This is a genomic window from Ensifer sp. NPDC090286 (assembly GCF_044769565.1).
In the GTDB taxonomy this organism is placed as follows: Bacteria; Pseudomonadota; Alphaproteobacteria; order Rhizobiales; family Rhizobiaceae; genus Ensifer.
Genome location: NZ_JBIVYF010000002.1, coordinates 1,014,515 through 1,038,884 on the forward strand (window position 1 = coordinate 1,014,515; position 24,370 = coordinate 1,038,884).

At 61.7% G+C, this 24,370-nt stretch carries 21 protein-coding genes; 8 read left to right on the forward strand and 13 right to left on the reverse strand.

Features of this window, described 5'->3' with window-relative positions; all coding sequences use genetic code 11:
* Positions 1-243: 243 nt before the first annotated feature.
* Positions 244-1,272 carry a porin gene (locus ACIQUG_RS14820; protein WP_402322891.1) on the forward strand — a complete coding sequence of 343 codons (1,029 nt, stop codon included), beginning with the start codon at positions 244-246 and terminating at the stop codon, positions 1,270-1,272.
* Positions 1,273-1,550: 278 nt separating this feature from the next.
* On the opposite strand, the gene ACIQUG_RS14825 is transcribed toward ACIQUG_RS14820, so the two are convergent.
* From ACIQUG_RS14825 to ACIQUG_RS14855, 7 genes are all read right to left on the reverse strand, one after another.
* Entirely contained in the window at positions 1,551-2,153 is a 603-nt protein-coding gene (locus ACIQUG_RS14825; protein ID WP_402322894.1) for an alkylhydroperoxidase domain protein, read from the reverse strand.
* 20 nt (positions 2,154-2,173) lie between these two features.
* On the reverse strand, positions 2,174-2,791 hold the full coding sequence (locus ACIQUG_RS14830) for a CMD domain protein (RefSeq protein ID WP_402322897.1): 618 nt from the start codon (positions 2,789-2,791) through the stop codon (positions 2,174-2,176).
* A 38-nt stretch (positions 2,792-2,829) separates the two neighbouring features.
* Positions 2,830-3,876, reverse strand: a complete 1,047-nt coding sequence (locus ACIQUG_RS14835; RefSeq protein WP_402322900.1) for a putative FMN-dependent luciferase-like monooxygenase — start codon at positions 3,874-3,876, stop codon at positions 2,830-2,832.
* A gap of 26 nt (positions 3,877-3,902) precedes the next feature.
* Positions 3,903-5,543: a dipeptide ABC transporter ATP-binding protein gene (locus ACIQUG_RS14840; RefSeq protein ID WP_402322903.1), complete on the reverse strand. Its 1,641-nt coding sequence runs from the start codon at positions 5,541-5,543 to the stop codon at positions 3,903-3,905.
* Positions 5,540-6,421 carry an ABC transporter permease gene (locus ACIQUG_RS14845; protein ID WP_402322906.1) on the reverse strand — a complete coding sequence of 294 codons (882 nt, stop codon included), beginning with the start codon at positions 6,419-6,421 and terminating at the stop codon, positions 5,540-5,542. Before ACIQUG_RS14845 ends, ACIQUG_RS14840 begins: the two co-directional genes overlap by 4 nt.
* Positions 6,418-7,362, reverse strand: coding sequence for an ABC transporter permease (locus ACIQUG_RS14850; protein WP_402322909.1), 945 nt, complete (start codon positions 7,360-7,362; stop codon positions 6,418-6,420). Before ACIQUG_RS14850 ends, ACIQUG_RS14845 begins: the two co-directional genes overlap by 4 nt.
* A 66-nt stretch (positions 7,363-7,428) precedes the next feature.
* A complete protein-coding gene (locus ACIQUG_RS14855) occupies positions 7,429-9,066 on the reverse strand; it encodes a TIGR04028 family ABC transporter substrate-binding protein (protein ID WP_402322912.1) in 1,638 nt (545 codons plus the stop codon).
* 331 nt (positions 9,067-9,397) lie between these two features.
* Here ACIQUG_RS14855 and galE point away from each other — a divergent pair, with 331 nt between their 5' ends.
* A complete protein-coding gene (gene galE / locus ACIQUG_RS14860) occupies positions 9,398-10,384 on the forward strand; it encodes a UDP-glucose 4-epimerase GalE (RefSeq protein WP_043612698.1) in 987 nt (328 codons plus the stop codon).
* A gap of 55 nt (positions 10,385-10,439) precedes the next feature.
* Here the strand turns inward: galE and ACIQUG_RS14865 are convergent, their stop codons facing one another.
* From ACIQUG_RS14865 to ACIQUG_RS14880, 4 genes are all read right to left on the reverse strand, one after another.
* The gene (locus tag ACIQUG_RS14865; protein WP_402322915.1) at positions 10,440-11,456 is read right to left on the reverse strand and encodes an acyltransferase family protein; all 1,017 of its coding nucleotides are present in this window, start codon (positions 11,454-11,456) and stop codon (positions 10,440-10,442) included.
* Entirely contained in the window at positions 11,453-12,736 is a 1,284-nt protein-coding gene (locus ACIQUG_RS14870) for an O-antigen ligase family protein (RefSeq protein WP_402322918.1), read from the reverse strand. The genes ACIQUG_RS14865 and ACIQUG_RS14870 overlap by 4 nt, the downstream gene beginning before the upstream one ends.
* Positions 12,737-12,744: 8 nt before the next feature.
* Complete coding sequence (locus tag ACIQUG_RS14875; RefSeq protein WP_402322921.1) at positions 12,745-14,016, reverse strand: polysaccharide biosynthesis/export family protein; 1,272 nt, start codon at positions 14,014-14,016, stop codon at positions 12,745-12,747.
* A 67-nt stretch (positions 14,017-14,083) separates the two neighbouring features.
* Entirely contained in the window at positions 14,084-14,764 is a 681-nt protein-coding gene (locus tag ACIQUG_RS14880) for a sugar transferase (RefSeq protein ID WP_402322924.1), read from the reverse strand.
* Between the two features lie 752 nt (positions 14,765-15,516).
* Between ACIQUG_RS14880 and ACIQUG_RS14885 the strand changes: the two genes are divergently transcribed.
* Both ACIQUG_RS14885 and ACIQUG_RS14890 read left to right on the forward strand, forming a co-directional pair.
* A complete protein-coding gene (locus ACIQUG_RS14885) occupies positions 15,517-15,795 on the forward strand; it encodes an exopolysaccharide production repressor protein (protein ID WP_402322927.1) in 279 nt (92 codons plus the stop codon).
* A 233-nt stretch (positions 15,796-16,028) separates the two neighbouring features.
* Positions 16,029-17,045 carry a glycosyltransferase family 2 protein gene (locus tag ACIQUG_RS14890; RefSeq protein WP_402322929.1) on the forward strand — a complete coding sequence of 339 codons (1,017 nt, stop codon included), beginning with the start codon at positions 16,029-16,031 and terminating at the stop codon, positions 17,043-17,045.
* Between the two features lie 85 nt (positions 17,046-17,130).
* On the opposite strand, the gene ACIQUG_RS14895 is transcribed toward ACIQUG_RS14890, so the two are convergent.
* Both ACIQUG_RS14895 and ACIQUG_RS14900 read right to left on the reverse strand, forming a co-directional pair.
* Complete coding sequence (locus tag ACIQUG_RS14895) at positions 17,131-18,078, reverse strand: polysaccharide pyruvyl transferase family protein (protein ID WP_402322931.1); 948 nt, start codon at positions 18,076-18,078, stop codon at positions 17,131-17,133.
* A gap of 87 nt (positions 18,079-18,165) precedes the next feature.
* A complete protein-coding gene (locus tag ACIQUG_RS14900) occupies positions 18,166-19,131 on the reverse strand; it encodes a glycosyltransferase family 2 protein (protein WP_402322933.1) in 966 nt (321 codons plus the stop codon).
* A 121-nt stretch (positions 19,132-19,252) separates the two neighbouring features.
* Here ACIQUG_RS14900 and ACIQUG_RS14905 point away from each other — a divergent pair, with 121 nt between their 5' ends.
* The 4 genes from ACIQUG_RS14905 to ACIQUG_RS14920 all read left to right on the forward strand — a co-directional run bounded on the left by ACIQUG_RS14905 (position 19,253) and on the right by ACIQUG_RS14920 (position 24,368).
* On the forward strand, positions 19,253-20,737 hold the full coding sequence (locus tag ACIQUG_RS14905; RefSeq protein WP_402322935.1) for a lipopolysaccharide biosynthesis protein: 1,485 nt from the start codon (positions 19,253-19,255) through the stop codon (positions 20,735-20,737).
* Between the two features lie 408 nt (positions 20,738-21,145).
* Positions 21,146-22,261 carry an acyltransferase gene (locus ACIQUG_RS14910; protein WP_402322937.1) on the forward strand — a complete coding sequence of 372 codons (1,116 nt, stop codon included), beginning with the start codon at positions 21,146-21,148 and terminating at the stop codon, positions 22,259-22,261.
* Positions 22,262-22,263: 2 nt separating this feature from the next.
* The gene (locus tag ACIQUG_RS14915; protein WP_402322939.1) at positions 22,264-23,046 is read left to right on the forward strand and encodes a glycoside hydrolase family 16 protein; all 783 of its coding nucleotides are present in this window, start codon (positions 22,264-22,266) and stop codon (positions 23,044-23,046) included.
* A gap of 98 nt (positions 23,047-23,144) precedes the next feature.
* Positions 23,145-24,368 (forward strand): glycosyl transferase family 1, encoded by a 1,224-nt coding sequence (locus ACIQUG_RS14920; protein WP_402322941.1) that lies wholly within the window; start codon positions 23,145-23,147, stop codon positions 24,366-24,368.
* Positions 24,369-24,370: the final 2 nt, after the last annotated feature.

Consider the following 24,370-nt stretch of genomic DNA (forward strand, 5'->3'; position numbering starts at 1 on the left):
TTTTAGAAATATATGATAGTTGCTCATATGCAACAGTTTATAGTAATAGCTCTTAACAAACGTCCAAAACGCGTTTGTAGCATAACTGTCTTGTTTTTTGTGATAGCGGTGTCGCCGCTGCCCGCTGCGAGTCATCGCAGTGGTTCATTTCGTAGCAGCGCGAGCGAGGTAACCGATAAATCTCTGGGGGACACCAGGGGCCGGGCCTTGTTGACCTTGATAACCATTAGAGAGATCGATCGAATGACTATCAAAAGCCTTCTTCTCGGCTCCGCTGCTGCTCTCGCAGCAGTTTCCGGCGCCCAGGCTGCCGACGCAATCGTCGCAGCCGAGCCGGAGCCCATGGAATACGTTCGCGTTTGCGACGCTTTCGGCACTGGCTACTTCTACATCCCGGGCACCGAAACCTGCCTCAAGATCGGCGGCTTCATCCGTTTCCAGACCTCCTTCGGCCCGAACGAAGTCAACGGCCGTCAGGGCTGGGGCGACGCCGGCACGTCTGACTGGGATTCGTTCTCGCGCGCTTACATCTCGTTCGACGCCAAGAGCGACACCGAATTCGGCACGCTCACCGGCTTCTTCGCTGCTGAATTCAACGCCGACAACGACACCGACGCTGGCGACAGCCGCATCGACGTCGACGAAGCCTACATCCAGCTCGGCGGCCTCAAGGCCGGTTTCTTCTACAGCTGGTGGGATAAGGGCCTGAACGGCGAATCCGACTCGCTCGGCAACGTCACCGAGTTCAACTCGATCGCCTACCTCTATGATGGCGGTTCGTTCCAGGCTGGTATCGCCATCGACGAACTCGAAGGCGCAACGACCAAGAACAACGGCGTTGGCGTTGAAGCCATCGTTTCGGCGACGGTCGGTGGTGTTTCCTTCGACCTGCTCGGCGGCTACGACACCGAAGTTGAAGAAGGCGCGATCCGCGCTCTGCTTTCGGCTGACCTCGGCCCGGGCACGTTCCAGCTCGCTGGTATCTGGGCTTCCGACCCGAACGCTTACTGGAATGCTTCGGAGTGGACCGTTGCAGCTTCGTACGCCTTCAAGGCAACCGACAAGCTGAAGATCACCCCCGGCGCTCAGTACTGGGGCGACTACAAGTTCAACAGCGATCTCGACCGTTGGCGCGCTGGCGTGACCCTCGACTACGCGATCACCGAAGGTCTGGCGACCCGCGTGTCGGTTCAGTACAACAAGGAAGACCTGACGGCTACGACCGACCGCGACTACGTCTCGGGCTTCGTCCGTCTGCAGCGTAACTTCTAATCCGATTAAACTCGGATGAAAGAAGCCCGCAACTTCGTAAGAGGTTGCGGGCTTTTTCTATGGCGGAAGTAAAGTCGGCCAGTGTTTCTTGCGCCAGACTTCGGAAGGGTCGAATGACTTCGCTCGAAGCGAGCATGAGCAGTTTGCGCGATTGAAATCCTTCTGGATTGCCTGCCGCCTGACGCGTCAGGTGACGCGCACGCGAAAGCCCGCAAAATCTCTCGACCTTGCGGGCTCGCTTGCGTCTGGTGCCGGTTGCGGCAGGTCGCTTGCGCGGCTCAGTTTGCCGGTGTCGGCTCTCCAAGCGAGAGCATCAGCCGGTTTGCCCAGTTGAAGAAGGCAGCACCGTGGATGACGTCGGCGATCTCCAGTTCATTGAGGCCCGCTGCCGAAAGTCGGGAGATGTGCTCCTCTCCGAAGGCTGGCGGGGTCGCTGTAAGCGCCACCGAGGCGGCGACGATTGCATTCCAGCGTTCGCCGAGATCGGTTTCGACGCCTGCGTCGAGGAGCTTCTGCACATCCTCGCTGCGCTTGGAGTGATGCGAAGCGAAGCGCGAATGGACAGAAGCGCAGAAGATGCAGCCGTTGTATCGCGACGCCGCGGTCGCAGCCAGTTCGCGCTCGGCGCGTGGCAGGCCCGAGCGGGTGTTATAGAAGATGTCCTTGTCGGTTTTCGTGCGCGCTTCAAGCACTTCCGGATCGCGCACGAGCAGACGGAAGTAGGGCGACTTTGCGCGTCCAGCCTCGACCAGGCCTTTGAAGTGACGCTCCGTCAACTCTTCCTCCGGCAATGGCTGAAGCCACGGTGTCCAGCCGATCTCGGCCTGCGTGAACGTGACAGGCGGGTTTTCGACGATCGGGATGATGGCATGTTCGGTCATTCACACGTCCTCTCGAGTTCTTAAGCCGCAGCGCGTTTCGTGGCGGTCGACAGCAATGCAAGGCCGGCGATCACTCGGATCTGAAACGCGACGAATGAAACCAGCTGTGAAAGGGTCACGACAGCATTTGTCGTCCAGCCGGCGTCGAGCAAGGCTTGCAATGCCCGCGGGCTGGCATCACGCAAGTGGAAGACGAGCAGGTGGGCGTGCTCCAGCGCGGCGGACAGCTTGGGGCCGAGCGCGCCGCGGCTTGGCTGCGATACTCGGTAGAGCGGGCCGGTTACGTTCTCGTCCTTGAGCGGACCGTCGGGATAGTTGCCGTAGGGGCCCGTCGCCCGCCCTGCCCCGATCTCGGCCTTGATGACCTCGACCAACCAGCGATCAGCGCCACTTTCCTCGAACGGGCTGCTGTAAAACTCGAAAATGTCGGCCTGACGGTGCAGGCCGGCAACGAAACTTGCGATCGCATGCCGCTCCGCCGCCGACACGTCGCCGAAATCAACGGGCTGAAAGAGTGCGAGATAGCTCTTCTGTGCCTGTTCGCGGGTTTCCGGCCTTTGGGCGCGAATGCGGTCGAGCGCCGATCCGGCAGTGATGCCGGCCAGCAGATCGATGATATCCGGTGACGTAGTGGTCATGACGTCGTCTCCTTTGCGAGATGGGAAAGCAATCCGTTTCAACCGACGGCGCCGAAACGCCGGGCATGGAATTTCTCCTGTGGCGACCAGCCGAGCGCGGGTGCGACCTGGGTCGCGATGAGCTCGATCGAGCGTAGGATCAGCGGGTGCGGCGGATCGACGGAATGGACCTGGAACACCAGGTCGGTGACACGTTCCAGCGTCTCGTCAGCGCTAAGGCTCGCGATGACGTCATCGACGGAGCCGACGTGTACGTCGAAAGCCGCGATCAGATCGGCAAGTGAATTGCCTGGAACCGCGTGGCCGCTGGCGATCAGCCGTTCCGCGCCCCGCCTCAACCCAACCTCGGCAAGCCGCAACGCTTCGGCGCGGCTGTCGGCGACGAACAGGCTGCGAGAACCGAGGATACGCGGCGCGCGGCCGCAAGGAAGCGCATGCAGATAGGCATCGATGATCGGGTTTTGCAGCTCCGCCAGCGAAGCGTGCGGGTTGCCCTCCGGCCGCGGCTGGGTGCGCGACAACATCAGGCCGTCGCCAGCGCGGCCGGCCCGTTCGCCGCCCGCCACGGAAAAGGTTGCCTGCCAGATGCGGTCGAGCAGTTGCGGTGCTGCAGGATAGAGGCGATCGCCGCCGGGCAGCCCACGGCCTGCCCAAGCGTCCAGAACCGTTTGCAGATGCCTGCCGTAGATCGCGCCGCGATCGGCGCTTTCCAGGCCAAAGGCCGAGAATGAGGATGGCGTGCCGCCGGTCCCGAACCCGACCTCCAGTCGCCCGCCGGAGAGCAGATCGAAAACGGCGGCGTCCTCGGCCACGCGGATCGGATTTTCGAGCGGCAGGGTGATGACACCGGTCCCGAGACGGATACGCGTCGTCTCGGCTGCAACATGGGCGAGGAAGACCACAGGCGCCGGAAGGCCGCCTTCGTCCGCGTGGAAATGGTGCTGCGCCACCCAGGCCGTGTCGAAACCGAATCGCTCGGCCGTGACGATCTGCTCCTTTGCGTAGTAGTAGCGGGTGCCTGCCGGTACGTCATCGAGCAGTCGGGTGAAAAAGCCAAGGCGTTTGCGTGGCGTCGTCTCAATCATGGTCGGTCCTGTCTGTCGTCGGTTGTTCAGGCCGCGACCCGGCGCCTGCGTCCGGGGATGGCATTGATCAGTTCACGGGTGTAATCACTGCGCGGGTTTCCGAAGACGTCGGAAACGGTTCCGCCGTCGACCAGTCGCCCGTCCTTCAGAACCGAAACGGTATCGGAGATCTGGCGCACGACGGCGAGGTCGTGGGAAACGAAGAGATAGGTGAGCCCGAGGTCGCTCTGCAGTTCGTCCAAGAGGTCGAGTATCCGCGCCTGCACACTGACGTCGAGCGCGGAAACCGCTTCGTCGAGTACGACCAGCTGCGGATCGAGCACGAGCGCCCGGGCGATGGCAACGCGCTGACGCTGGCCGCCGGAAAGCGCATGGGGCCGCCGTGCAAATGCGTCCTCCGGCAACCCGACGCGACCAAGGATCGCCCTTGCCTTGCCCTCGCGATCAGAACGGCTGACTCCCGGATAATTCGTCAGCGGCTCGGTCACGATCTGCAGCACGCTTTGGCGTGGGTCGAGCGAACCGTAGGGATTCTGGTAGACAAGCTGGACCTTGCGCCGGAACTGCCGAAGGTCCTCTCCGGTCAACCCCGAAACTTCGGTTCCGTCGATCGAGATCCGGCCTGCAGTCGGCCTGTCAAAGCCGACGATGCTGCGGATCGTCGTCGTCTTCCCAGATCCGGATTCCCCGACGATCGCGTGGGTCGCTCCCCGCCGGACGCGGAAGCTCAGCTCGTCGACGGCTCGTAGGGGCGAACCGCCGTCCTTGCGGACGAACTCGCGGACAAGCCCCTCGACGATGACGATATCGTCCGGAGCCTCCGCAACGGATGGTCGAACGGTTGCCAACCTCGGGGGCGACGTAAAGGACGGCGCGTCTGAGAGCAGTTGCTTCGTATAGGGGCTGCGCGGTGCGGCAAGTATCGCGCCCGTTGCTCCCTGCTCCTGAATCCGCCCGCCCTGAAGGACGACGATCCGATCGGCGCGGTCGGCGGCAACACCGAGATCGTGGGTCACCAGAAGCACGGCCGTACCATATTCCGCTCGCAACTCGTCGATCAGATCGAGAATGCGCTTCTGGACAGTGACGTCGAGTGCGCTCGTCGGTTCATCGGCAATAATCAACTGTGGCTTCAACGCAATCGCAATCGCGATCAGCACCCTTTGGCGCATGCCACCCGACAGTTCATGCGGATATTGCCGCGCCCGGAGTGCTGGCTCGCTCAAGCCGACGCGGGCAAGAAGAGAGATCACACGGGCCTCGATGTCGTCTGAACGCAGCGCCCTGTGAATGCGAAAGATCTCGCCGAGTTGCGAGCCGATCGTCTTGACCGGGTTGAGCGAACTTCCCGGATCCTGCGGCACAAGGCTGATCCTCGCGCCGCGCACCGTGTCCAGTTGCCGATCCGTCCAGCGGGCGATATCGGTTCCATTCAGCTTGATGCTGCCTTGCTCCACCCGGCCATTCGCAGCGAGCAGACCGATGATCGACTGGGCCGTCGTCGTCTTGCCGGAACCGGATTCACCGACAAGCGCCACAACCTCGCCTGGATTGATGCGAAACGAAACGTCGTGAACGGCGCGGCGCTCGCCGCTGCCGTCACCATAGGCGATGCAGAGGCCCTCGACCTCGAGAACGGGCGGAAACGGTCCAGGTATGACGGTCATGCTGCGGCCCTTCCGAAAGATTGGCTGACGCGATTGGCAGCCAGCACGACGAGGACGACCACGATGCCGGGCGCGGTGGTCAGCCACCAGGCAGTCGAGATGTAATTGCGTCCCTCGGCGATCAGCAGTCCCCATTCCGGCGTCGGCGGAGGCGCGCCGTAACCGAGAAATCCGAGCGTCGAAATCTGCAGAACGGCCGATCCGAATTGCAGCGCGGCAAAGGCGACGACCGAGGTCAGGGAATTCGGCAGAATATGGCGCCACAGAACCGAGGCGAAGGTTCCGCCACTGCCGAAGGCCGCCTCGACATAATCGCTGCGGCGCACGCGCACGACTTCCGCACGCGCCAACCGGGCAAAGCCTGCGACCGAGGTAACGCCGACCGCGATTGCCGCGTTCACGGTTCCAAAGCCGAGCAGGATGATGATGCTGAGCGAAAGCAGCAGCGGAGGGATCGACAACAGCACGTCGACGACGCGCATGATCGCATCGTCGAAGCGACGCCGCACCGAGCCGGCGACGACGCCGAGACCGGTGCCAACAGCAAGGCCCAGCCCGACGGCGACAAAAGCACCGGTCAGCGAATGAACGGCCCCGTAGACGATGCGCGCATAGAGATCGCGCCCGAGCGCATCGGTTCCGAGCAGATGGTCAGCGCTCGGTCGCTGCAACTGCGCGCCACCGACGCCTTCAACTGGGTTGTAACCTGTGAAGAGCGAAGGGGCGACTGCCCAGAGAAAGACGGTGCCGAGAATAAGCCAGGAAAAAGCCAACCCTAGGGGTCCGCGGCGCCGCCGCGATGCCGCGCCATTGCGCCGTTCGCTCTTTGCCCTTGGCGCCGCAACGGCGTCATCGTGAAGCGTATCGAAGGTCGTCATGCAACGGCTCCCGTTTTGGTCCTGAGGCGTGGGTCGAGCACCGGATAGAGCAGGTCCACAGCGAGATTGATGATCACGAAGGCCAGTGCCGACACCACGACGATCGCCTGAAGCACGGCGGCGTCCTGGCTGCCGACGGCGCGTTCGGTGAGCCCGCCGATGCCGTTCAGCCCGAAGACGGTCTCCGTCACCACGGCCCCGGCGATCAGTTCGCCGAAGAGGACACCGGCGATCGTCAGCGTCGGCAGCAGGGCGTTCTTTGCGACGTGCCGCCAGAGAACCCAAAGGTGGGTGGCACCCTTTGCCCGCGCCACGGCGACGAAGGGGCGCGTTATTACCTCATCGATGTTGCGCACGAGCACCTGCGCCAGCGGCGCGGAAATCGGCACGGCAAGTGTCGCGACCGGCAGGATCAGTTCCTGCCAGGGACCAGGATTGATGACCGGCACGAGCTTCAGGCGGAAGGAGAAGATCTGGATGAGCATAATGCCGAGCCAGAAGGTCGGGACCGAAATGAAAAGCGAGGGAACCGACTGCAAGGCGCCACGCAGCCAGGCGAACGGCGCGAGACTGGCGAGGAAAGCGATGACGGTCGCCAGGACCGCAGCTAGCAGGAAGCCGAGCCCCGCGAGCTTTAGCGTTGCGGGCAGATGCGCGGCGAGCAGGCTTGAAACCGGAACGCCGGCCTGAACAGAGTAGCCGAAGTTGCCGGCCAGGAAGTTGCCGATGGTCCGCGCGTACTGCACCGGCACGGAGCTGTCGACGGCATAGGAAGCGCGGATTTCGGCAACCTGTTCGGCGGTCAGGCCGAGATCGGGGTTCTGGAACTTGATGAGGATCGCGTCGCCGGGCATGGCCTGCAGCAGCACGAACGAGATCGTGAATGCGGCCCAAAGCACAAACAGGGCCTGAGCGACACGGTTGAACAAATAGGCGGACATGATCCCATCCTCGCAGGCGGATTTCAGAGACGGCGGCCACCGGCCTTACGGCGGCCGCCGAACCAATCAATGTTCGGCAAGCCAGGTGCTGTAGAAGCTCGGTCGCCCGACGGCCTCGAAGGCCACGCCCTGGACGTAGGGCGCACCGGCATAGGCCTGCGGTTCCTCGAAGATCGGGATCGCATAGGCCTGATCGACGACGTAGTCCTGGACTTCGCCGGCGATCGCGAGGCGCTTCTCACGATCCGGCTCGGAGGCGAGCGCATCGAGCAGCCCGTTCAGTTTGGTATCGACGAAGCTCTGAACCTTGTCGCTGAGTCCGCCCTTCTGGCGCAGTACATCGCGGTTCTTCGGATAATACTGGCTCTTGATCACATCGGGGTCCGCGCGGCCGACCATGGCGGGCGATACCGGCGTCTTCAGCGGATCGAGATCATCCACCGTCTTGCTGCCGCTGTCGCCGGCAAGAACGCTCAGCTTCACGCCCACCTTGCCCCACTGCTGGGCGACCAGTTGCAGCGTTTCCTTGTTCTGCGGCTGTGGCAGCGATTCATAAGCCGTCAGCACCAGTTCCTTACCGTCCTTCTGGCGTAGGCCGTTGGCGCCGACCGACCAGCCGGCCTCATCGAGCAGAGCCTTGGCCTTTACGGGATCAAAAGTGAGCTTGGCCGAGATGTCCTTGTAGCCGAGCGCCGACGACGCGATGATCGAAGTGGCTTGCGGATAATTGGCCGAAAACAGCGTGGTGACGATTTCCTTGGTGTCGGTCGCGTGCAGCAGCGCCTGGCGTACCCGGATGTCGGCCACCAACGGGTTGTCCGGGCGGAAGACGACGCTGTTGTTCACGCCGCGGGTAGAAGGCGCGTAGATCTGATAGTCCTGCGCCTCGACTTGACCCTCGTCATAGGCCTGGACCTGCCGGATGAAATCCGCCTGACCTGCCAGCAGTGCACCGATGCGCACGCTGTCTTCGCCGGTGATGATGTACTTGATGCCGTCGAGATAGGTGCGGCCCTGGTGTTCGAGCTTGGCCGGCCCCCAGTTGTATTCCTCGCGGGCCTTCAGGTTCAGTTCCTTGCCGATCGTCTCGCTCTCGACGACGAACGGACCGGAGCCGATGATTTTCGTTGCGTCACCAAGCTCTTCGAAAGGCAACGCCAGCGTGCTTGCGGCCACCAGGCCCGAGCCGATAACGGACGTTCCCTGAAGGAATCCCGGCGACGGCTTCTTGAAGTAGAATTTGACCGTCAGCGGATCGACGACTTCGCTACGCTCGTAGTTGTTGATCACCTCTGAAACCGGCTGCTTCAACGCCTTGTTGCCGAGGCCGAAGACGTCGTAGTTCTTGGCAACGGCAGCCGCGTCGAGCGGCGAGCCATCGGAGAACGTCACGCCCGGACGAATCTTGAACGTGTATTCCGTCGCATCGGCGTTGACTGTCCAGGACTCGGCGATCCAGGGCTCGATCTCCAGCGTCTTCGGATTCTGATAGGTCAGCTTGTCGGTGATCTGGTTGAGGATGCCACCGTTCGGATAGAAGCCGCCGGCCGGCGGGTAGAGGTTCGTATGGGCCTGCTGCTCCAGATAGATCAACGTGCCGCCCTTGACCGGATCCGTCGTTTGCGCCTGGGCACCGCTCAGAGCCAGGCCAGAGGTCGCAAGTGTGGCGAGCGTCAGCGCCAGGCGTTTCAGTTTCGTCGTCATGAGAGCCTTCCTTCAGAAATCTGGAGGCTATGGTACGACCGCGGCAGGCATAATCAATTAAATCTAGTAAATTAATATGCTATATGTTTTGCCCGAACAGAAAGAAGCATCTAGCGTGCGAACGCCCGGGAGATAATTGTCCCTTCCCGTATTTTTCCCACCGATTTTGACGGGCCGGGATCGACAGAAGTGTGGAAAGAAGCACGCTGGTAACCACCGCCACATACGCGACATGGACACGTGCTTGATTGCGCGCGGCATTGACACCATTGTCATCATCCGTTGAAAAATCTTGGCAATTTCTCTGAACCTCCCAAGGATCGTAAGCATCATGGAAAGCAATAAAGTCCTCGTCGTCGGCGGTGCCGGCTACATCGGCTCGCATACGTGCCTCGAACTCGCCAACAAGGGTTTCGAGCCGGTCGTTTACGACAACCTTTCGAATGGCCACGAGGAATTCGTCAAATGGGGCGTGCTGGAAAAGGGTGATATCCGCGACCGCAAGCGGCTCGACGAGGTGCTTGCCCGTCACAAGCCACGCGCCATCCTGCATTTTGCCGCGATGATCGAGGTAGGTGAATCGGTAAAGGACCCGGTTTCCTTCTACGACAACAATGTCATCGGCACACTGACCTTGCTTTCGGCCGCCCTCGCGGCCGGCGTCGAAGCCTTCGTGTTCTCGTCCACCTGCGCCACCTATGGTCTGCCGGAGAGCGTGCCGATCGACGAACAGCACCGCCAGGCGCCGATCAACCCCTACGGCCGGACCAAGTGGGTGTGCGAGCAGGCGCTGAAGGACTACGGGCAGTACAAGGGCTTGCGCTCGGTCATCCTGCGCTACTTCAACGCCGCCGGCGCCGATCCGGAAGGCCGCATCGGCGAGTGGCACGAGCCGGAGACGCATGCCATCCCGCTCGCCATCGACGCCGCCCTCGGCCGTCGCCAGAGCTTCAAGATCTTCGGCACGGACTACGACACGCGCGACGGCACCTGCGTGCGCGACTACATCCACGTACTTGATCTTGCCGACGCCCATGTGCGCGCGGTCGAACACCTGCTTGCCGGCGGCGACAGCGTCGAGCTCAACCTCGGCACGGGCACCGGCACGACCGTCAAGGAACTGCTGACGGCGATTTCCGAGGTTTCCGGACGTGAATTCCAGGTTGATCTCGTCGACCGCCGCGAAGGAGATTCGACGACACTGGTCGCCAACAATGACAAGGCTCGCGACGTGCTGGGATGGGTTCCGAAATACGACCTCACCGACATAACCCGCACGGCTTGGAACTGGCATTCCCGCCGCAATCAGGGCGTTTGAGGCTTTGGTGGCGCTGGTGCGGCGGTCATCGCCGCACCAGGATCGCTCCGACGCGTCAGGCCGTGTGCTGCACCGGCCTTGAGGAAAAGCCCGAGCGCAGCCGTGTGGCCAACGGCTTTTCAATCACAAGATAGGCGAAAGCGCCAAGCGTCGTCCCCGCAACGACCGCCAGCAGGGCCGATGCGAGCGGCCCAATCCCCATCATTCCACAGGTCTTGACCACGACCGATATCGCAAAGGTGTGCCAGAGATAGATGGAATAGGATGCGTCGCCAAGCATCATCGGCAGCCTGCGCGGGCGGAACCAGCCCTGCGCCTCGAGCGCCAGCGTTCCCAAAACCAGCATGACGGCCAAGGGTCCGAGAATGAACTCGTCGAAAGGCAGGCGAAGCACGGCGACCGCCGCGAATCCTGAAAATGCGCCGGCGACAAGCACAAGGCCGGACGTTGCGCCCGGTCCCCTGCCCCTCAGCCAGAGTTCGGCGACGACCATACCGGCCACGAATTCGAGAATGATCGGCCGTGTATAGGTGACGAAGAGCGCGTTGTCGCTGTCGACGGCAAAGCCGATGGTCACCAGCGCCGAGAAACAGCCAGCGATTGCCAGCAGGCGCCTCGACCGCGGCAACAGCAGCGTCAGTGCGAAGACGGCATAAAAGAACATCTCGTAGTTCAGCGTCCAGCCCTGCACCAGAACCGGCCAGATTTCGCCGCTGCTGGGTGAGCGCGTGGGAATGAACAGCAGCGAGGAAAGCACATGTCCATTGCTCAAGACGAGATTGGGAAACAGTCCGGCGATGCCGCCGATTACCATTACCGCGGTCGCGAGCCAATAGATCGGCGCGATCCTTTGAACGCGATCGCGCAGGAATGCGAGTGGTGCCACCGGCCGCCGCTCGCTGATCACCCACATGATGAAGCCGCTGATGACGAAGAAGACATCGACGCCCGCAGCACCAATCGCGAAGTGGTGCCCGGTCCGTTCGGCAGCATGGAAGACGACGACACCAAGTGCTGCGATGGCACGCAGATACTGGATGCCGTAGATCGTCGTCGTCGGAGGGCTGATCATCGATACCTCAAGCGCAGCGGGATCTCCGATACGGACGGTGCGGGACGATCTTCGACGCTCTGCTGCGGGCGCGCTTCCGGCAATGTCAGCTTTCCGGCTGCGAAATAGAGCAGGAACGAACCGATATGATAGGGGTTCATGATGTCGATCTCGACGAAGGACCGCACCAGCAGCAGCAGCGCTATGCCGAAAAGCACCGAGGACGGCGTGTCGTGGTCCTGCGTCAACAGCCGCTTGGTGTGTCCGAGCACGGTTATCAGCAGGATACCGGACAGAAGCACGAGCCCGATCGCGCCGGTCTCCACCATCGCTTCGATAAAGGTGTTGTGAAAGTGGAAGCCGGAGCGCGTGGCGATATAGAACTCTTCCCAAAGACGCTCGGGCTCCGAGAATCCCTGGACCCAATAGGCCTGATAGCCGACACCGACCAACGGTGATGACATGGCGGCCTCGATGCCCTGCTGCCACAGATAGGTGCGCCCGGTCAGGGTGGAATCCTTGCCGAAAAGGCCGAGGACAAGATCGACGCCGCCGCCATAGATACCTGCAACGGCAACCATGACGGCACAAACGGTAGCTGCGAGGAAGAGACCCTTGCGGTGTGCCGGCGACAATAGGCCGACGACCCGCATGCCGAGCCAGAGCCCCAGGATGACCACGGTGGTCAACACCGATGTCGCCGATTGCGAGGCAAAAAGGGAATAGGCCGACAGCATCGCGACCAGGCCCGATGCCGCGAGCCACAGGCCGCGTTCGCCAAGCGCGATCGGCGCGACGAAGGCGAAATAGATGCCGAGCGAGGCGTAGAAGCCAAGCTGGTTCTTCGAGGCGAAGGCGCCGACAAAACTGTAGGTGCCGTCGAGCGGATCGAGATGATAGACGCCGAAGAGCAGCGAGTAGACGAGAACGACGCCGGTGCCGGCAATCGCGCCGCGCACGAGCGTCCTGATACCGACGACCCGCATGGCAATCAGGGCGCAGATCACGTGGGAGAGATACTGCACTCCCGTTCGGGCCGTCATCCCCGGTGCCGCCGACCAGAAGACCGACAGGCAAGCGAAGATCGCAAAGCCAAGGATCCAGAGGCGGATCCCGTAATTGCCGAGCACACGACGGTAATCGACCAGCACCAGCGGCAGCCACAGACCATAGTAGAGCAGGATCGACGCCTGTCCGAAGCGTGAGGAATAGGCGAAGACGAAGAGCGATAGCGCGATCGCAACGGTGCCATAGACACCATTGCGATCGGCAGAAATCAGGCTCGCCTTCGAAATCTTCACAGCCGGTCCTACTGCGTTGCCAGGTTGGCTTCGACCTTGATCACGTCACCGGGCAATACAGGCGTGTTTTCGTCGGCGGCGATCTCCGTCGGCTTGCCGTCGCGCTCGCGCATGATCGAATAGGCGATCGTGGCCTCCGCCGTATTGTCCTTCGACTGTGCGGCTTCGGCCGATTGCAACAGCGCTTCGGCCATCAGATCGCGGCTGGTGCCGAGCTTGATCGAAAGCGTGTCGAGTTCGGCCTCGGTGTTCTGCAGGTCCTGAGCCAATTGGGCGTCCCAGTCGTTACGAAGATTGGTTTCGTCCTGGCCCGCCTTGCTGACATCCTGCTTCGCCTTCAGCGAAGCGGTGTCGATGTCGAGAAGAGCAGCCTGCAATTCGGCAACGCGCTGCTCCAACGACAATTTGCGCTGGCTGAGCGCCAAGCCTTTTTCGGCAAGGCTCTCGACTTTCTCGCGGTCTTCGACGACGAGCTCGAGCTGGCGATTCTGGGTTTCCGTCTTCTTTGCCAGCGACTGGATTTCGCTTTCGAGCAGGGACTTCAGATCGGCAAGCGCTTTCAATTGCAGCTTCTGCTTCCTGTCGCGCGAGGCCATCAGCGCCGTCTCGTTGACGAGAAGCTTGTCGATGCCCGGTACCCCTTGAAGGTCCTTCGGTAGCTCGATGCCTTCTTTTTCGGCGATCTCGGCCTGAAGGCGGGCGCGCCGGATCAACAACCGGTTACGCTCAGACGTCTGGACGCTCGAATCGCCATGCGCATTGATGTAGTCGCGGGCAAAGCGCTGACCGCTTTCGGAGCGACGCAGACCGCCGCCGAGGCTTACGGCTTTCAGCACCGTCAGATTGGGCGCAAAGGGATATTCGCCGGGCTTCTGCACCTCGCCCGCGAGATAGACCGGGCGGTATTGCGCAAGCTCGACGGAGGCGGACGGTCGGTCGCGCAGACCGAAGAGCGTCTGCATCTTCTCGCCGATCGCTTCGCCGACTTCGGTCGTCGTCTTGCCGGCTGCCGGCAGGTCGCCGATGAAGGGCAAGGAAAGCGCTCCAGAAGGACCGACCGTGTACTCACCGCTGACAACAGACCAGTCGCGGACGGCTCCTTCAGCGGTCTGCCATTCGGCCACTCGGATCCTCAGCCTGTCCATGGTGCCGAGTTGGTACTCGTCGGCCCAAGCCGGATAAGCGAAAGTGAGCGCCGCGGCGATGAGAGCGGCGCGGCGCAGGAAACGGGGCAGCGTGCGCGGCATGCGCGACTTTCCCGACAGATTGTGTTTTTTCATTTGGGCTTCCCGAATGAAGGGGCGCCGTCCCGCGACCGGTCGCGGGGGCTTTTTAGGCGCTGTTTCGTCAGTAGCTGCCGCGCGAAAGGCAAACGGCGGGAATGGTCCTGACAACAATGGAAAAGTCGCTCAGCAGCGACCAGTTCTGGACGTACTGAGTGTCGAACGCGATGCGGGTTGCGTAGGAGACGTCGTTGCGCCCGCTAATCTGCCAAAGGCCGGTGAGACCGGGGCGGGATTGCAGGTAGTAGACGGCGGCGCTGTCGTAGAGTTCCAGTTCGTCCTCCACCACCGGGCGCGGACCAACGATGCTCATTTCACCGCGCACGATGTTGAAGAGTTGCGGCAGCTCATCGAGGCTGAGTTTGCGCAAGACGCTGCCGACGACCGTGACACGCGGGTCATCCTGCAGTTTGCGCGTCGCGCGCCATTCCTCATAGGCGGCCGGGTTGGCCTTGAGATAGTCCTGCAGAATCCGGTCTCCGTCAGGGCGCATCGTGCGGAACTTGAGGCACCGGAAGTACTTGCCGCTATGGCCGACGCGGCGGTGGCCGTAGAAGATGCTGCCGCCGTCGGAAAGCTTGACGAGCGCCATCAGCATCAGGAACAGCGGGCTTAGGAAAACGAGGGCGAGGGAAGCGGCAAGCACGTCGAAGCCACGCTTCGAAACACCACCCACAGGCGGAACTGCCGCAAACTCTGCGGCACTGAAAAACGGCGAATTGGCCGATCTGGTCGCAGACTTCATAGAGGTGACTCCATTTACGTTTGGCGATTTGTCGGTCTCCCCAGAAGGGGCCTTTAGACCACGCTGAGGCGCGCTCATCGTGAATAATGAACGTTTGGTAAGGATTTGCTTTTTGAAGGCGAAATAAAGGCGGGCATCAGCGCCGCGGCCAAAATGCGTATATCACCACTTTCGAATATGAAATATTTCCCGGGACGGCTGCCGTTATATTATTGCTAGAAAAAGTATCACCTCGCACGTATCCCTGTATTGTTTTCGACATGCCAAATTACATTTCCGGAGAAGTAGCGATATCTTCGCAGGTCGATGTTTTCCTTGAGCTTCGGGCGCGTGATTTTCCCTGCTCCGAAATTGTCGGCGGCCCATATTTCGCAAATTTTGTTGCGGCGCACCAAGTCTTTGCGGCGCACACAAACGCTCGCGACATCGTTCAAACTTGTAATAAAAGTTGATCAGCACGTGAGGACGGCGGCAACCATCGGGCGACGCGCAGACCGCTTTCCGACGGCAGGTGGAAAATCAGCTGCCGAGCGTAGGCTCGCGTCACAATGGCGCTTGAGGCCAATCAACTGATTTTGATTCGATCGTCACTGTTCGAAACGCGAGATAAAGATTTGCCTGTTTCTATGTAGCAAAGCGGCGGCTATTGCCGGTTGCAGCCGATGTCCGTCGCCAATATATTAACATTTGCAGAGGAAAGGCCGATTTTGCGATGACGTCTGCAACGATAGAACCGATTGCGAGCTAGTGCCATGTACGCACCACGCGTCTTCGTGAGTATGATCGGCGCCCTAACGGTTTTTGCTGTCGTCACCTATTTCCTCAATGGCTCGCTCACATCCACCCTGATCCAGACGGCGATCTGTGCGGTGCTCATTCAGATCGGCTACTTCCTCGCCGTCGTCTTCCTCATCTGGAGGAAGGCGCGTGAGCGTGGAAAAAAGCAGGCTGAAGTGCTGCAGTCGGCCAACGACGACAAGCCGGGCAGCAATAACCACCGCCTCGACCGCCCTGGTCACTTCAACCGTTGACCGCACGGCCGGGTCGGCCCGCCTTCCCATTCTTCAAAAAAATCTCTTTCGACGCGGTTGCGACATGATCGCCCTGCATGGTGCCGCCCGTTACGGCAAGTTTCCATGCCGGCACTGCATGATCTAGCGGGTCGCCGATGATCCGACTTCATCATGCAGCGATCGAGAACTGGTGCAGTCCATTTGGCCGATAGGCGCCGCGCTGCCCGCGAGACAGGATACTGGAGGCCCTCATGACCACAGTCGCCCGGACAGAAGTCTGCGTTATCATTGCTGCAAAGAATGCCGAGGCGACCATCGCCCGTGCTGTCGCGTCGGCGCTGGCTGAACCGGAAACCGCCGAAGTGATCGTGGTCGACGACGGCTCCACCGATCGGACCGTCGCCGCCGCGCGGTCTGCCGACGACCATAGCGGTCGGCTGACCATCGCACGCTTCGAAAGCAATCGCGGCCCGTCAGCGGCCCGCAACCATGCGATCGCCATCAGCCGCGCCCCGGTTCTGGCAATCCTCGACGCCGACGATTTCTTTCTGCCGGGCAGGCTCGGCCGGCTGCTCGCAGAAGACGAATGGGATTTCATCGCCGACAACATCGCCTTCATGGGCGAGGCCGCAGCGACTGGTGCGGCTCCAAGGGTCGATGACTTCCCGCCGCGGCCGCGCCTTCTCAGCCTCATTGATTTCGTCGAGGGCAATATCTCGCGGCCGGGCGTGAAACGTGGCGAGATCGGCTTCCTGAAGCCGCTGATGCGCCGCCGCTTCCTCGACGAGCATGGTATCCGCTATCAGGAGGCGCTTCGGCTTGGGGAGGATTACGACCTCTATCTTCGCGCGCTGGCCAAGGGCGCGCGCTACAAGGTCATTCAAAGCTGCGGCTATGCCGCGATCGTACGCGGCAATTCGCTGAGCGGCAACCACCGGACCGACGATCTCAAGCGCCTCTACGAGGCCGACCGCGTCGTCCTTGCCGCAAACGACCTTGACGGTAAAGCGGCGGCTGCCGTGCGACGGCACGAGCGTCACGTGCGCGGCCGCTATCAGCACCGCCACTTCCTCGACCTGAAGAATGAGCGCGGCGCAATGGCCGCAATCGGCTACCTGATGCGCCGCCCAGGCGCCGCAACGGCCGTCACCGCCGGCATTTTCGCAGACAAGACGGAGCGTTTCAGGCCACGCCAGGATGCGGCACCGGCCAGCGGCGGCTCGGCAGTGCGTTATCTGCTGCCCGTTGGCGCAGAGCAAGCACGCTAGCAGCAAGCGTTCCGCCGCCGCCGCGCCGAACCATCGCGGGTGGAAAACGCTCCGGCATCCAGTCCGGAGCGTCGTTTGCGACGTGCTAGAGGTAGGCGCGCCGCACGGCGGCCAACGCCTCCTGGAAGCGTTCCTTGCGTTCCGCAAGCCGGCTGTCGCTGCTCAATTGCGGCGCTGCCCGGCTCGCCTGCCACAGTGCCAGCGTCGACGGTGCCGCGAGAACCTGCTTGGCAGCACTGCGCAAGAACGTCTGACGCGGTTCTCTGGTCGCGACGATCACCTCGTCGTCAGTGGATCGCAGGTTCGCAGCCTCCGGCACGGTCTGCGCCTCGAAGCCCATGCCCCAGAAACGCGCGCCCTTGATCATGGCTTCTGTACGGCTGGAGACCGGCACATGGCGGGGACGGTACTCGACACCGACGGTTTTTGCCCAGTCGTTCCACTTGAAGCTGTTGATGCTTTCGGATGTCGTCACCGCCACCCAGGGAACGCGGAATGCATCGGCGAGAATCGCCCCGTGCATCGATTCGGCCACAATGAACTCCGATTGCGCGATCTCGCGGATCACGTTCTTGGCCTCGCCGCGCGGGTCGATGTAGTGCAGGCCCACGGTGCCGCAGGTGACCGGCCACATGCCGGCGACCGCACTTTCCCAATGGGGAATGAAACTGCGCTTGTACAGTTTCGGTAGGCCCTGGAATTCCGGCATGTCGGCGACCATGACCGCGGGATCGACAATACCGCGCTCCGGCGAAAGGCCGATCTTTTCGGCCGTTAACGGCCCGCGCACGCAGCGAAGGTCCCATTCGGCGGCATCGCGCATGTCCGGCAAGGTGCCGTAGCCGAAACCGCTGCCGATCACGAGTTTGCGGACGCCATCGGGCAGAAGCGCACGGTTGAGCACCGTGCCAACGCCGACGAGGAGGATGTCGTCATGGACATCGCGAAAACCCGGCAGCAGGAAATCCCAAAGCCAGAGGTTGAGGTCGTCGCCGAAATTGCCGTGCTGAGATTCCCAATAATAGGGCTTCATGGGCGGTCCCTTCTTTCAGAATGCGAGATAGGTTCGATGCCGCGCCTGGCGGCCTTGTTCTTCCTCCAAAAGGAGTTTTTATCCGGATCAGCGTGAACGGGAGAACTTGCCGACGGCAAGCTCGAATGCGCTCTGCAACAGCTTGGGATCGCGCAGGACCCAACGCGCCAGCAGCCGGAACTGCGGAGACTTGCGCCGCTTCAGACGGCGCGCCTGGCTCCAGAGCGCCTGGCGCCGGGCCGTATGCTGGTAGGACTGGATCGACGCGACGGCCGATGGCTTGCGCGAAAGCCGGTGCTCCAACGTTTCAAGGGCAACAAAGGTGTTGAACTGCTGCTGTAGGAACTGCGGCGAATCGTTGTCGATCGAGTGGAAGATGTTGATGCCCTCCCCGCGCACGGCACCGGCCGCATCGCAAAGCACGACACGGCTGGAAGCCAGAATGCAGTCGCAGAAGAACAACACGTCCTCGGCCGCAAGACGCAACTCGGCATCAAAGCGCACCGTCTCGAAAAGCTTGCGGCCAATCACCATGCAGGAGAGGTGCAGGAAGCTCCAGTTCCGCAGCATGACATTGGAAAGATCGGGAATTTCGACGACAAGCGGGCTTTCCTGCAGGCGCACGACCGTATCGCTCTCTTCGAGGTCGGCGACGCCAAAATGGTAGTAGAACGCCTCGCTGCCGGTGATCGACGCCCAGTAGCAGTCGGCGCCGTAGCAGCTCATGCTGTCGACCGCATTCTGGAGATGATCGACGGTCCAGATATCGTCGGAATCGAGGAATGCGGCGAAGGTCGAGTCGGTCGGAACGTTGTCGAGCCCTGTGTTGCGCGCACCGCCTGGGCCCTTGTTCTCCTGCCGGATGACCGTCAGGCGCGCCCGCTCGCTATCTGCAAGCGGGCTCAACTCCTCATCGATCGGGTAAGGAGATTGATCGTCTATCACCAGGACATGGAAGTCTTGATAGCTCTGGGCAAAGACGGACGCGAGCGCGCGCCGAAGAATACCCGGCTCCTTCTGGTAGTAGGGAATAATAACAGTCAGCTTCGCCATCTTTTCGCCCCTGCGGTTTCTCTAAAAGAGTAGTGCGTGGTCTCCTCCCACCGAGTCGCGACCTCTAATCTAGCGCTTGCCCTTTGTCGGAAATCCTTCAAAGGCATCACGGGATGCTCACATGCCTTCAAACGTAAACGCCAAGTCTGTGACTCGGAACGTCGGCTGGAGCGTCCTTTCAAAGACAGGCACATTCGGGCTGAAATTTGTCACCGTGCCGATTCTGGCACGCATCCTGACGCCGGAAGAGTTCGGAACGGTCGCGGTCGCGCTCACCGTCGTGCAGTTTCTGGCGATGATCGGCGGGGCCGGTCTTGCCTCGGCTCTGGTCATCCAGCGCGATGAGGACATGGAGCTCATCCACTCCGCATTCTGGGCCAATCTAGCGGTCTCGCTGATGATGGCGCTTGGACTTTTCGTCTTCGCCGGACCGCTCGCGACCTTGCTCGGCGCGCCGGAGGCAAGCCATCTGCTGCAGATCATGAGCCTGCTCATCCCGCTGCAGCTTGCGGGCGATGTTGCCTATGCGCTGCTTGCCCGGCGGATGAATTTCAGCAAGGACGCAGTCTGGACGATGCTTTCGGAAATCCTCGGCGCGCTCGTCGCGGTCGGGGCAGCACTTCTCGGCTTCGGGGTTTGGTCGCTGCTTGCGCAGCTTTTCGTTTCGGCGTTCATCCGGCTTGCCGGTCTCTATGCCGTCTCCGGCTACGTCCCGCGTTTCGTGTTTTCGGCACGGCGCGTTCTTTCGCTCTGCCGCTTCAGCTTCGGCATGATGGGCTCCGAGATCGCCAACTTCGTCACCTTCCAATCGCCGATGGTCGTCATCAGCCGCTATCTCGGTCTCTCGGATGCCGGCGCCTACTCGGCGGCGAACCGCTTTTCCAGCATTCCCAACCAGATCGTCCTTTCTGCGGTCATGGGCGTCCTCTTTCCCGCCTTCAGCCATATGGGCGAAGACCGCCAGCGGCGCTCGCAGGCGCTGATGCTCAGCACACAGGTCACCACTGTGCTGCTTGCGCCGATGATGTTCGGCCTCTGGGCGCTTGCCGAGCCGGCGATGCTCGTGCTCTTCGGCCAGCAATGGGCCTCAGCTTGGCCGGTCCTCGGCTTGCTCGCCCTGTCGAAGGGCCTGCTGACACCCTGCAGCACCTACATTCCCTATCTCAAGGGCATCGGCCAGGGCGCGACCCTCTTCTGGTGGGCGGTGATCCGGGCAATCGCCACCACCGCCGCCGTCGCCTATGGCGCGATCGGGGGATCGCTGGTCGAAGCGATGATCGCGCTCTGCCTCGTAAACCTCGCGACGCTCGTCGGCTATTCCTGGGTGGTCTTTCGCGCTGACCAGCTACCCTTCCTGCGTGGCTTCCTGATTTCGGTAAGGCCGCTGGTCTCGGCCTTCATTATGGCCGTCATCGTCCGGCTGCTGCTGGACCACTACGGCGCGCTGCTTCCAAGCGCGGTGCTCCAGGTTCTCGTCGGTGCGGCGATCGGTGGCCTGATCTATCTGGTGCTTGTGCTCGCTACCGAACGGCCGCTGTTGGCGAAGCTCAACGATATGGTTCGTTCCCGGGGCGCTTCGACCTCGGTGCCGGCCGCAGCCGAGTAGCGGCTGGAAGAGTGCCAAAGGCTGCCCCACCCTCGCCGTATTTCGGCAAGCAATAACGCTTGCGTGATCGTTTCTACTGAAAAGTTGAAGAAAAAACGCACAACTTCTCAGCGTTACACATGCACTTCAACAAGCATAAGCATCAGAAAATCAGTCGTTGTTAATATTCCCCAACTGACGCCCAGGTCGTGGTTTTTTTCCAGTCCGCGCGAGTCGATAGGCTTATTTTCCTACCATCATCGCATTTCCTAATGCTGCACCGCAGCGGACCAAGGGCGATTCGTTTGTTGCGACGCCATATTTTGATCCGCGCCCGAGCCTAATCTTCTGGGTGCGGGCTCTGGTCTGCTCTGTTGAAACGGCCGCTTCAAAACGCGCTGCCAGATGGGGGTGACGGACATCGTTGATGTGAACGCGAATATCTCCTCGCGGATCAATCTGATGCGCATCGTGCTGATCTCGGGCATTGTCTTCGTGCATGTGCCCTATGATCCGGCGACCAGTCCGTATGTCGGCACCTACGGCGGCATCGACTGGTTGCGCATTTTCCTGGGCGACAGCCTCTTCCGTGTCGGTGTCCCGTGTCTCAGCGCGATTTCCGGTTATCTCCTGTTCCGCCGCGGCCTCGACAATTTCGACTATGGCCGGACGCTGAAGACCAAGGCACGGACCGTTCTGTTGCCGTTTCTGTTGTGGAACCTGGCGTTTCTCGTTCTGGTTTTCGTCGCGCAGACCAAGGACATCAGTTCGGGGTACCTGCCCGAGGTCGTCGGAGCCAGCCCCAGGGAATGGCTGAGCCTGGCCTTCGCGCTTGAGGATCTGCCGATCAATCTGCCGCTCTATTTCCTGCGCGACCTCCTGCTTTGTATCGTTCTTTCGCCGGTGCTCGCCTGGCTGATCAAGCGCTATCCGGCACAGACACTCGCCGTCCTCTTCGCCTATGCGGTTTTGCCCGTTCCGAACGGCATCTTCCTAAAGAAGTCGATCCTCTTCGGGTTTAGCGCCGGCATCTACATGAGCCTGCATCGCATCGACGTCCGCAGCTTCGATCGCTTTTCCTGGCCGATTACCATCGCGTTCCTGAGCGCAGCCGTGCTCTTGTCCGTCCTGCTCTTTCAGTTTGGGCCGAACTTTCCCGTGTGGCTCGAAATGCTGCGCAGCCTGATTGCGATTTCCGGCATCGTCGGTTCCTGGGCTGTTTCCGCACTGCTCGTGCGCACGAACATCGGCGCGGCGCTCTCGCGCGGCAGTGGCCTCAGCTTCTGGATCTTCTGCACGCATTTTCCGCTGCTCGTGCTTCTCTGGATGATCTGGAACCGATCGGACATCGGCTACTATCCGGCGTTCTACTGCGCGGTTCCGCTCATCACGATCGCCCTCCTCGCCGGCGCCTACGCGCTTTCCGAGCGCTGGCTGCCCGCCCTCACCGCAATTCTCACCGGCAGCCGGACCGGCTCCGCCCGCGACATGCGTGCGCGGACAGGGGCTGTTCGCGCCGGTCCCTCCCCCCAGCAAAGGACCTGACCATGAGATCGAAACGACCTCACCGCCTCGCCCTGCTCACCCTCCTCGCCGCCAGCCTTGCCGGCCCGGCCCTGGCCGAAGGAACCGCTACGGGTACCTCTTTCATCGACAATTTCGATAAGCTCGACACTGCCGTCTGGTACGTCTCGGACGGCTGGAACAATGGCGCGCATCAAAACTGCACCTGGTCGAAGAAGCAGGCGAAGGTCGCCAACGGCATCGCCGAACTGACGTTTACCGAAGGAAAACTCGGCGAGCGCAATTACGCCTGCGGCGAAATCCAGACCCGCAAGCGCTTCAGCTACGGCGCCTACGAGGCGCGGATCAAGACGGCCGACGGCTCGGGGCTGAACTCCGCCTTCTTCACCTATATCGGGCCAGCCGACAAGAAGCCGCATGACGAGATCGATTTCGAAGTGCTCGGCAAGAACCCGGCAAAGGTTCAGATCAACCAATACGTCTCGGCCAAGGGCGGCAACGAGAAGCTGGTCGATGTGCCGGGAGGTGCCAACCAGGGCTTCAACGACTACGCCTTCGTCTGGGAGAAGGAGCGCATTCGCTATTACGTGAATGGCGAACTGGTCCACGAGGTCACCGATCCCGCGAAGATCCCGGCCAATCCGCAGAAGATTTTCTTCAGCCTTTGGGGAACGGACACCCTGACGGATTGGATGGGCGCCTTTGCCTACAAGGGTCCCTCGATGATGCAGGTCGATCGGGTGGCTTTCACCGCACCGGGGGACGACTGCCAGTTCCCTGAGTCGATTGCCTGCAAGACGAACTAGCCGACGAGCGGGAGCACGGTCGGCAGCCTGGCTCCCGCCACTGCACGGCGCGAAATTTGAACCATGCCCGGCGCGGCCGGACAGAAAACTGGATGTTCATGCTGAAGATACTTTACTTCGCACAGGATCTTGCCGACCCCGCTGTTCGCCGGCGGGTGCTGATGTTGCTTGCAGGCGGCGCACAGCTGACGCTTGCAGGCTTCAGGCGCGACGCAAACCCGCTGGCGACGATCGAGGGCATCGTACCGGTCGAGCTCGGCACCACGCATGACGGTCGGTTCGTCCAGCGTGTCGGTGCGATCGCGAAAAGCTGCATCTCGCTGAAGCAGGCGCTGCGTGGCGTCGAACGTCCAGACCTGATCATTGCCCGCAACCTCGATATGCTGGCCATCGCCAGAAAGGCCGCCAGCCTCTTCGGCGGTGACGTGCCGATCGTCTACGAATGCCTCGACATTCACCGCCTGCTCCTGTCCCCCGGCATCGCTGGCAAGACGTTGCGGGCAAGCGAGCGCCTGCTTGGGCGCGACGCGCGCCTGTTGATCACCAGTTCTCCTGCCTTCGTCGAGAACTATTTCCGCCCGCTATCGGGTATTTCGGCCCCGACCATGATGCTTGAGAACAAGGTGCTCGAGCTCGACGAAACCGATGCGCGGCCATCGGTGACTGCTGCCGCCGCACCGACGGATGGCCCGTGGCGGATCGGCTGGTTCGGTGCTCTGCGCTGCCGCAAATCGCTGGCGCTGCTGGCGTCCTTCTCGCGCCGCATGGAGGGCCGCTTCGAAATCGTGCTTCGCGGCCGGCCGGCCTATCGCGAGTTCGACGACTTCGACGGCTTCATCCGCAACGAGCCTTTTATGACGTTCCACGGTCCCTATCGCAGCCCGGAAGAGCTTGGCGCGATCTACTCCGACGTGCACTTCACCTGGGCGATCGACTTCTTCGAGGAAGGCCAGAACTCCAAATGGCTGCTGCCGAACCGGCTCTATGAAGGCTGCCGCTTTGGGCGGGTGCCGATCGCGCTGCGCGGCACCGAGACCGCGCGGTTCCTGGCCATACGCGGCCTTGGCGTGCTGCTCGACGAAGCTGATCCCGCCGCACTTGCCGCGCTCATGGGGTCGATGACCTCAGAGATTTACGACGCCACCTCCCGGCGGATCGCTGCCTGCGCGCCGGAAACCTGGATCTTCAATCGCAGCGATTGCGAGGGTCTCGTGCGCCGCCTGTCGGCCGCTACGTCCGCCGCCCCGCCGCGCATCGCGCTGGAATTCCCGCAAGCACATCAAAATGCCTCAACGCCCCAGAACGAAGGTGGATTGTCATGAGC

Coding starts and splice junctions, on each gene's coding strand:
- ACIQUG_RS14840 (WP_402322903.1), bottom strand. CDS start 5,543: ATGACCGTCATACCTGGACCGTTTCCGCCCGTTCTCGAGGTCGAGGGC.
- ACIQUG_RS14905 (WP_402322935.1), top strand. CDS start 19,253: ATGCCTTCAAACGTAAACGCCAAGTCTGTGACTCGGAACGTCGGCTGG.
- ACIQUG_RS14875 (WP_402322921.1), bottom strand. CDS start 14,016: ATGAAAAAACACAATCTGTCGGGAAAGTCGCGCATGCCGCGCACGCTG.
- ACIQUG_RS14885 (WP_402322927.1), top strand. CDS start 15,517: ATGTACGCACCACGCGTCTTCGTGAGTATGATCGGCGCCCTAACGGTT.
- ACIQUG_RS14880 (WP_402322924.1), bottom strand. CDS start 14,764: ATGAAGTCTGCGACCAGATCGGCCAATTCGCCGTTTTTCAGTGCCGCA.
- galE (WP_043612698.1), top strand. CDS start 9,398: ATGGAAAGCAATAAAGTCCTCGTCGTCGGCGGTGCCGGCTACATCGGC.
- ACIQUG_RS14920 (WP_402322941.1), top strand. CDS start 23,145: ATGCTGAAGATACTTTACTTCGCACAGGATCTTGCCGACCCCGCTGTT.
- ACIQUG_RS14820 (WP_402322891.1), top strand. CDS start 244: ATGACTATCAAAAGCCTTCTTCTCGGCTCCGCTGCTGCTCTCGCAGCA.
- ACIQUG_RS14915 (WP_402322939.1), top strand. CDS start 22,264: ATGAGATCGAAACGACCTCACCGCCTCGCCCTGCTCACCCTCCTCGCC.
- ACIQUG_RS14830 (WP_402322897.1), bottom strand. CDS start 2,791: ATGACCACTACGTCACCGGATATCATCGATCTGCTGGCCGGCATCACT.
- ACIQUG_RS14835 (WP_402322900.1), bottom strand. CDS start 3,876: ATGATTGAGACGACGCCACGCAAACGCCTTGGCTTTTTCACCCGACTG.
- ACIQUG_RS14900 (WP_402322933.1), bottom strand. CDS start 19,131: ATGGCGAAGCTGACTGTTATTATTCCCTACTACCAGAAGGAGCCGGGT.
- ACIQUG_RS14855 (WP_402322912.1), bottom strand. CDS start 9,066: ATGACGACGAAACTGAAACGCCTGGCGCTGACGCTCGCCACACTTGCG.
- ACIQUG_RS14865 (WP_402322915.1), bottom strand. CDS start 11,456: ATGATCAGCCCTCCGACGACGACGATCTACGGCATCCAGTATCTGCGT.
- ACIQUG_RS14850 (WP_402322909.1), bottom strand. CDS start 7,362: ATGTCCGCCTATTTGTTCAACCGTGTCGCTCAGGCCCTGTTTGTGCTT.
- ACIQUG_RS14845 (WP_402322906.1), bottom strand. CDS start 6,421: ATGACGACCTTCGATACGCTTCACGATGACGCCGTTGCGGCGCCAAGG.
- ACIQUG_RS14890 (WP_402322929.1), top strand. CDS start 16,029: ATGACCACAGTCGCCCGGACAGAAGTCTGCGTTATCATTGCTGCAAAG.
- ACIQUG_RS14895 (WP_402322931.1), bottom strand. CDS start 18,078: ATGAAGCCCTATTATTGGGAATCTCAGCACGGCAATTTCGGCGACGAC.
- ACIQUG_RS14825 (WP_402322894.1), bottom strand. CDS start 2,153: ATGACCGAACATGCCATCATCCCGATCGTCGAAAACCCGCCTGTCACG.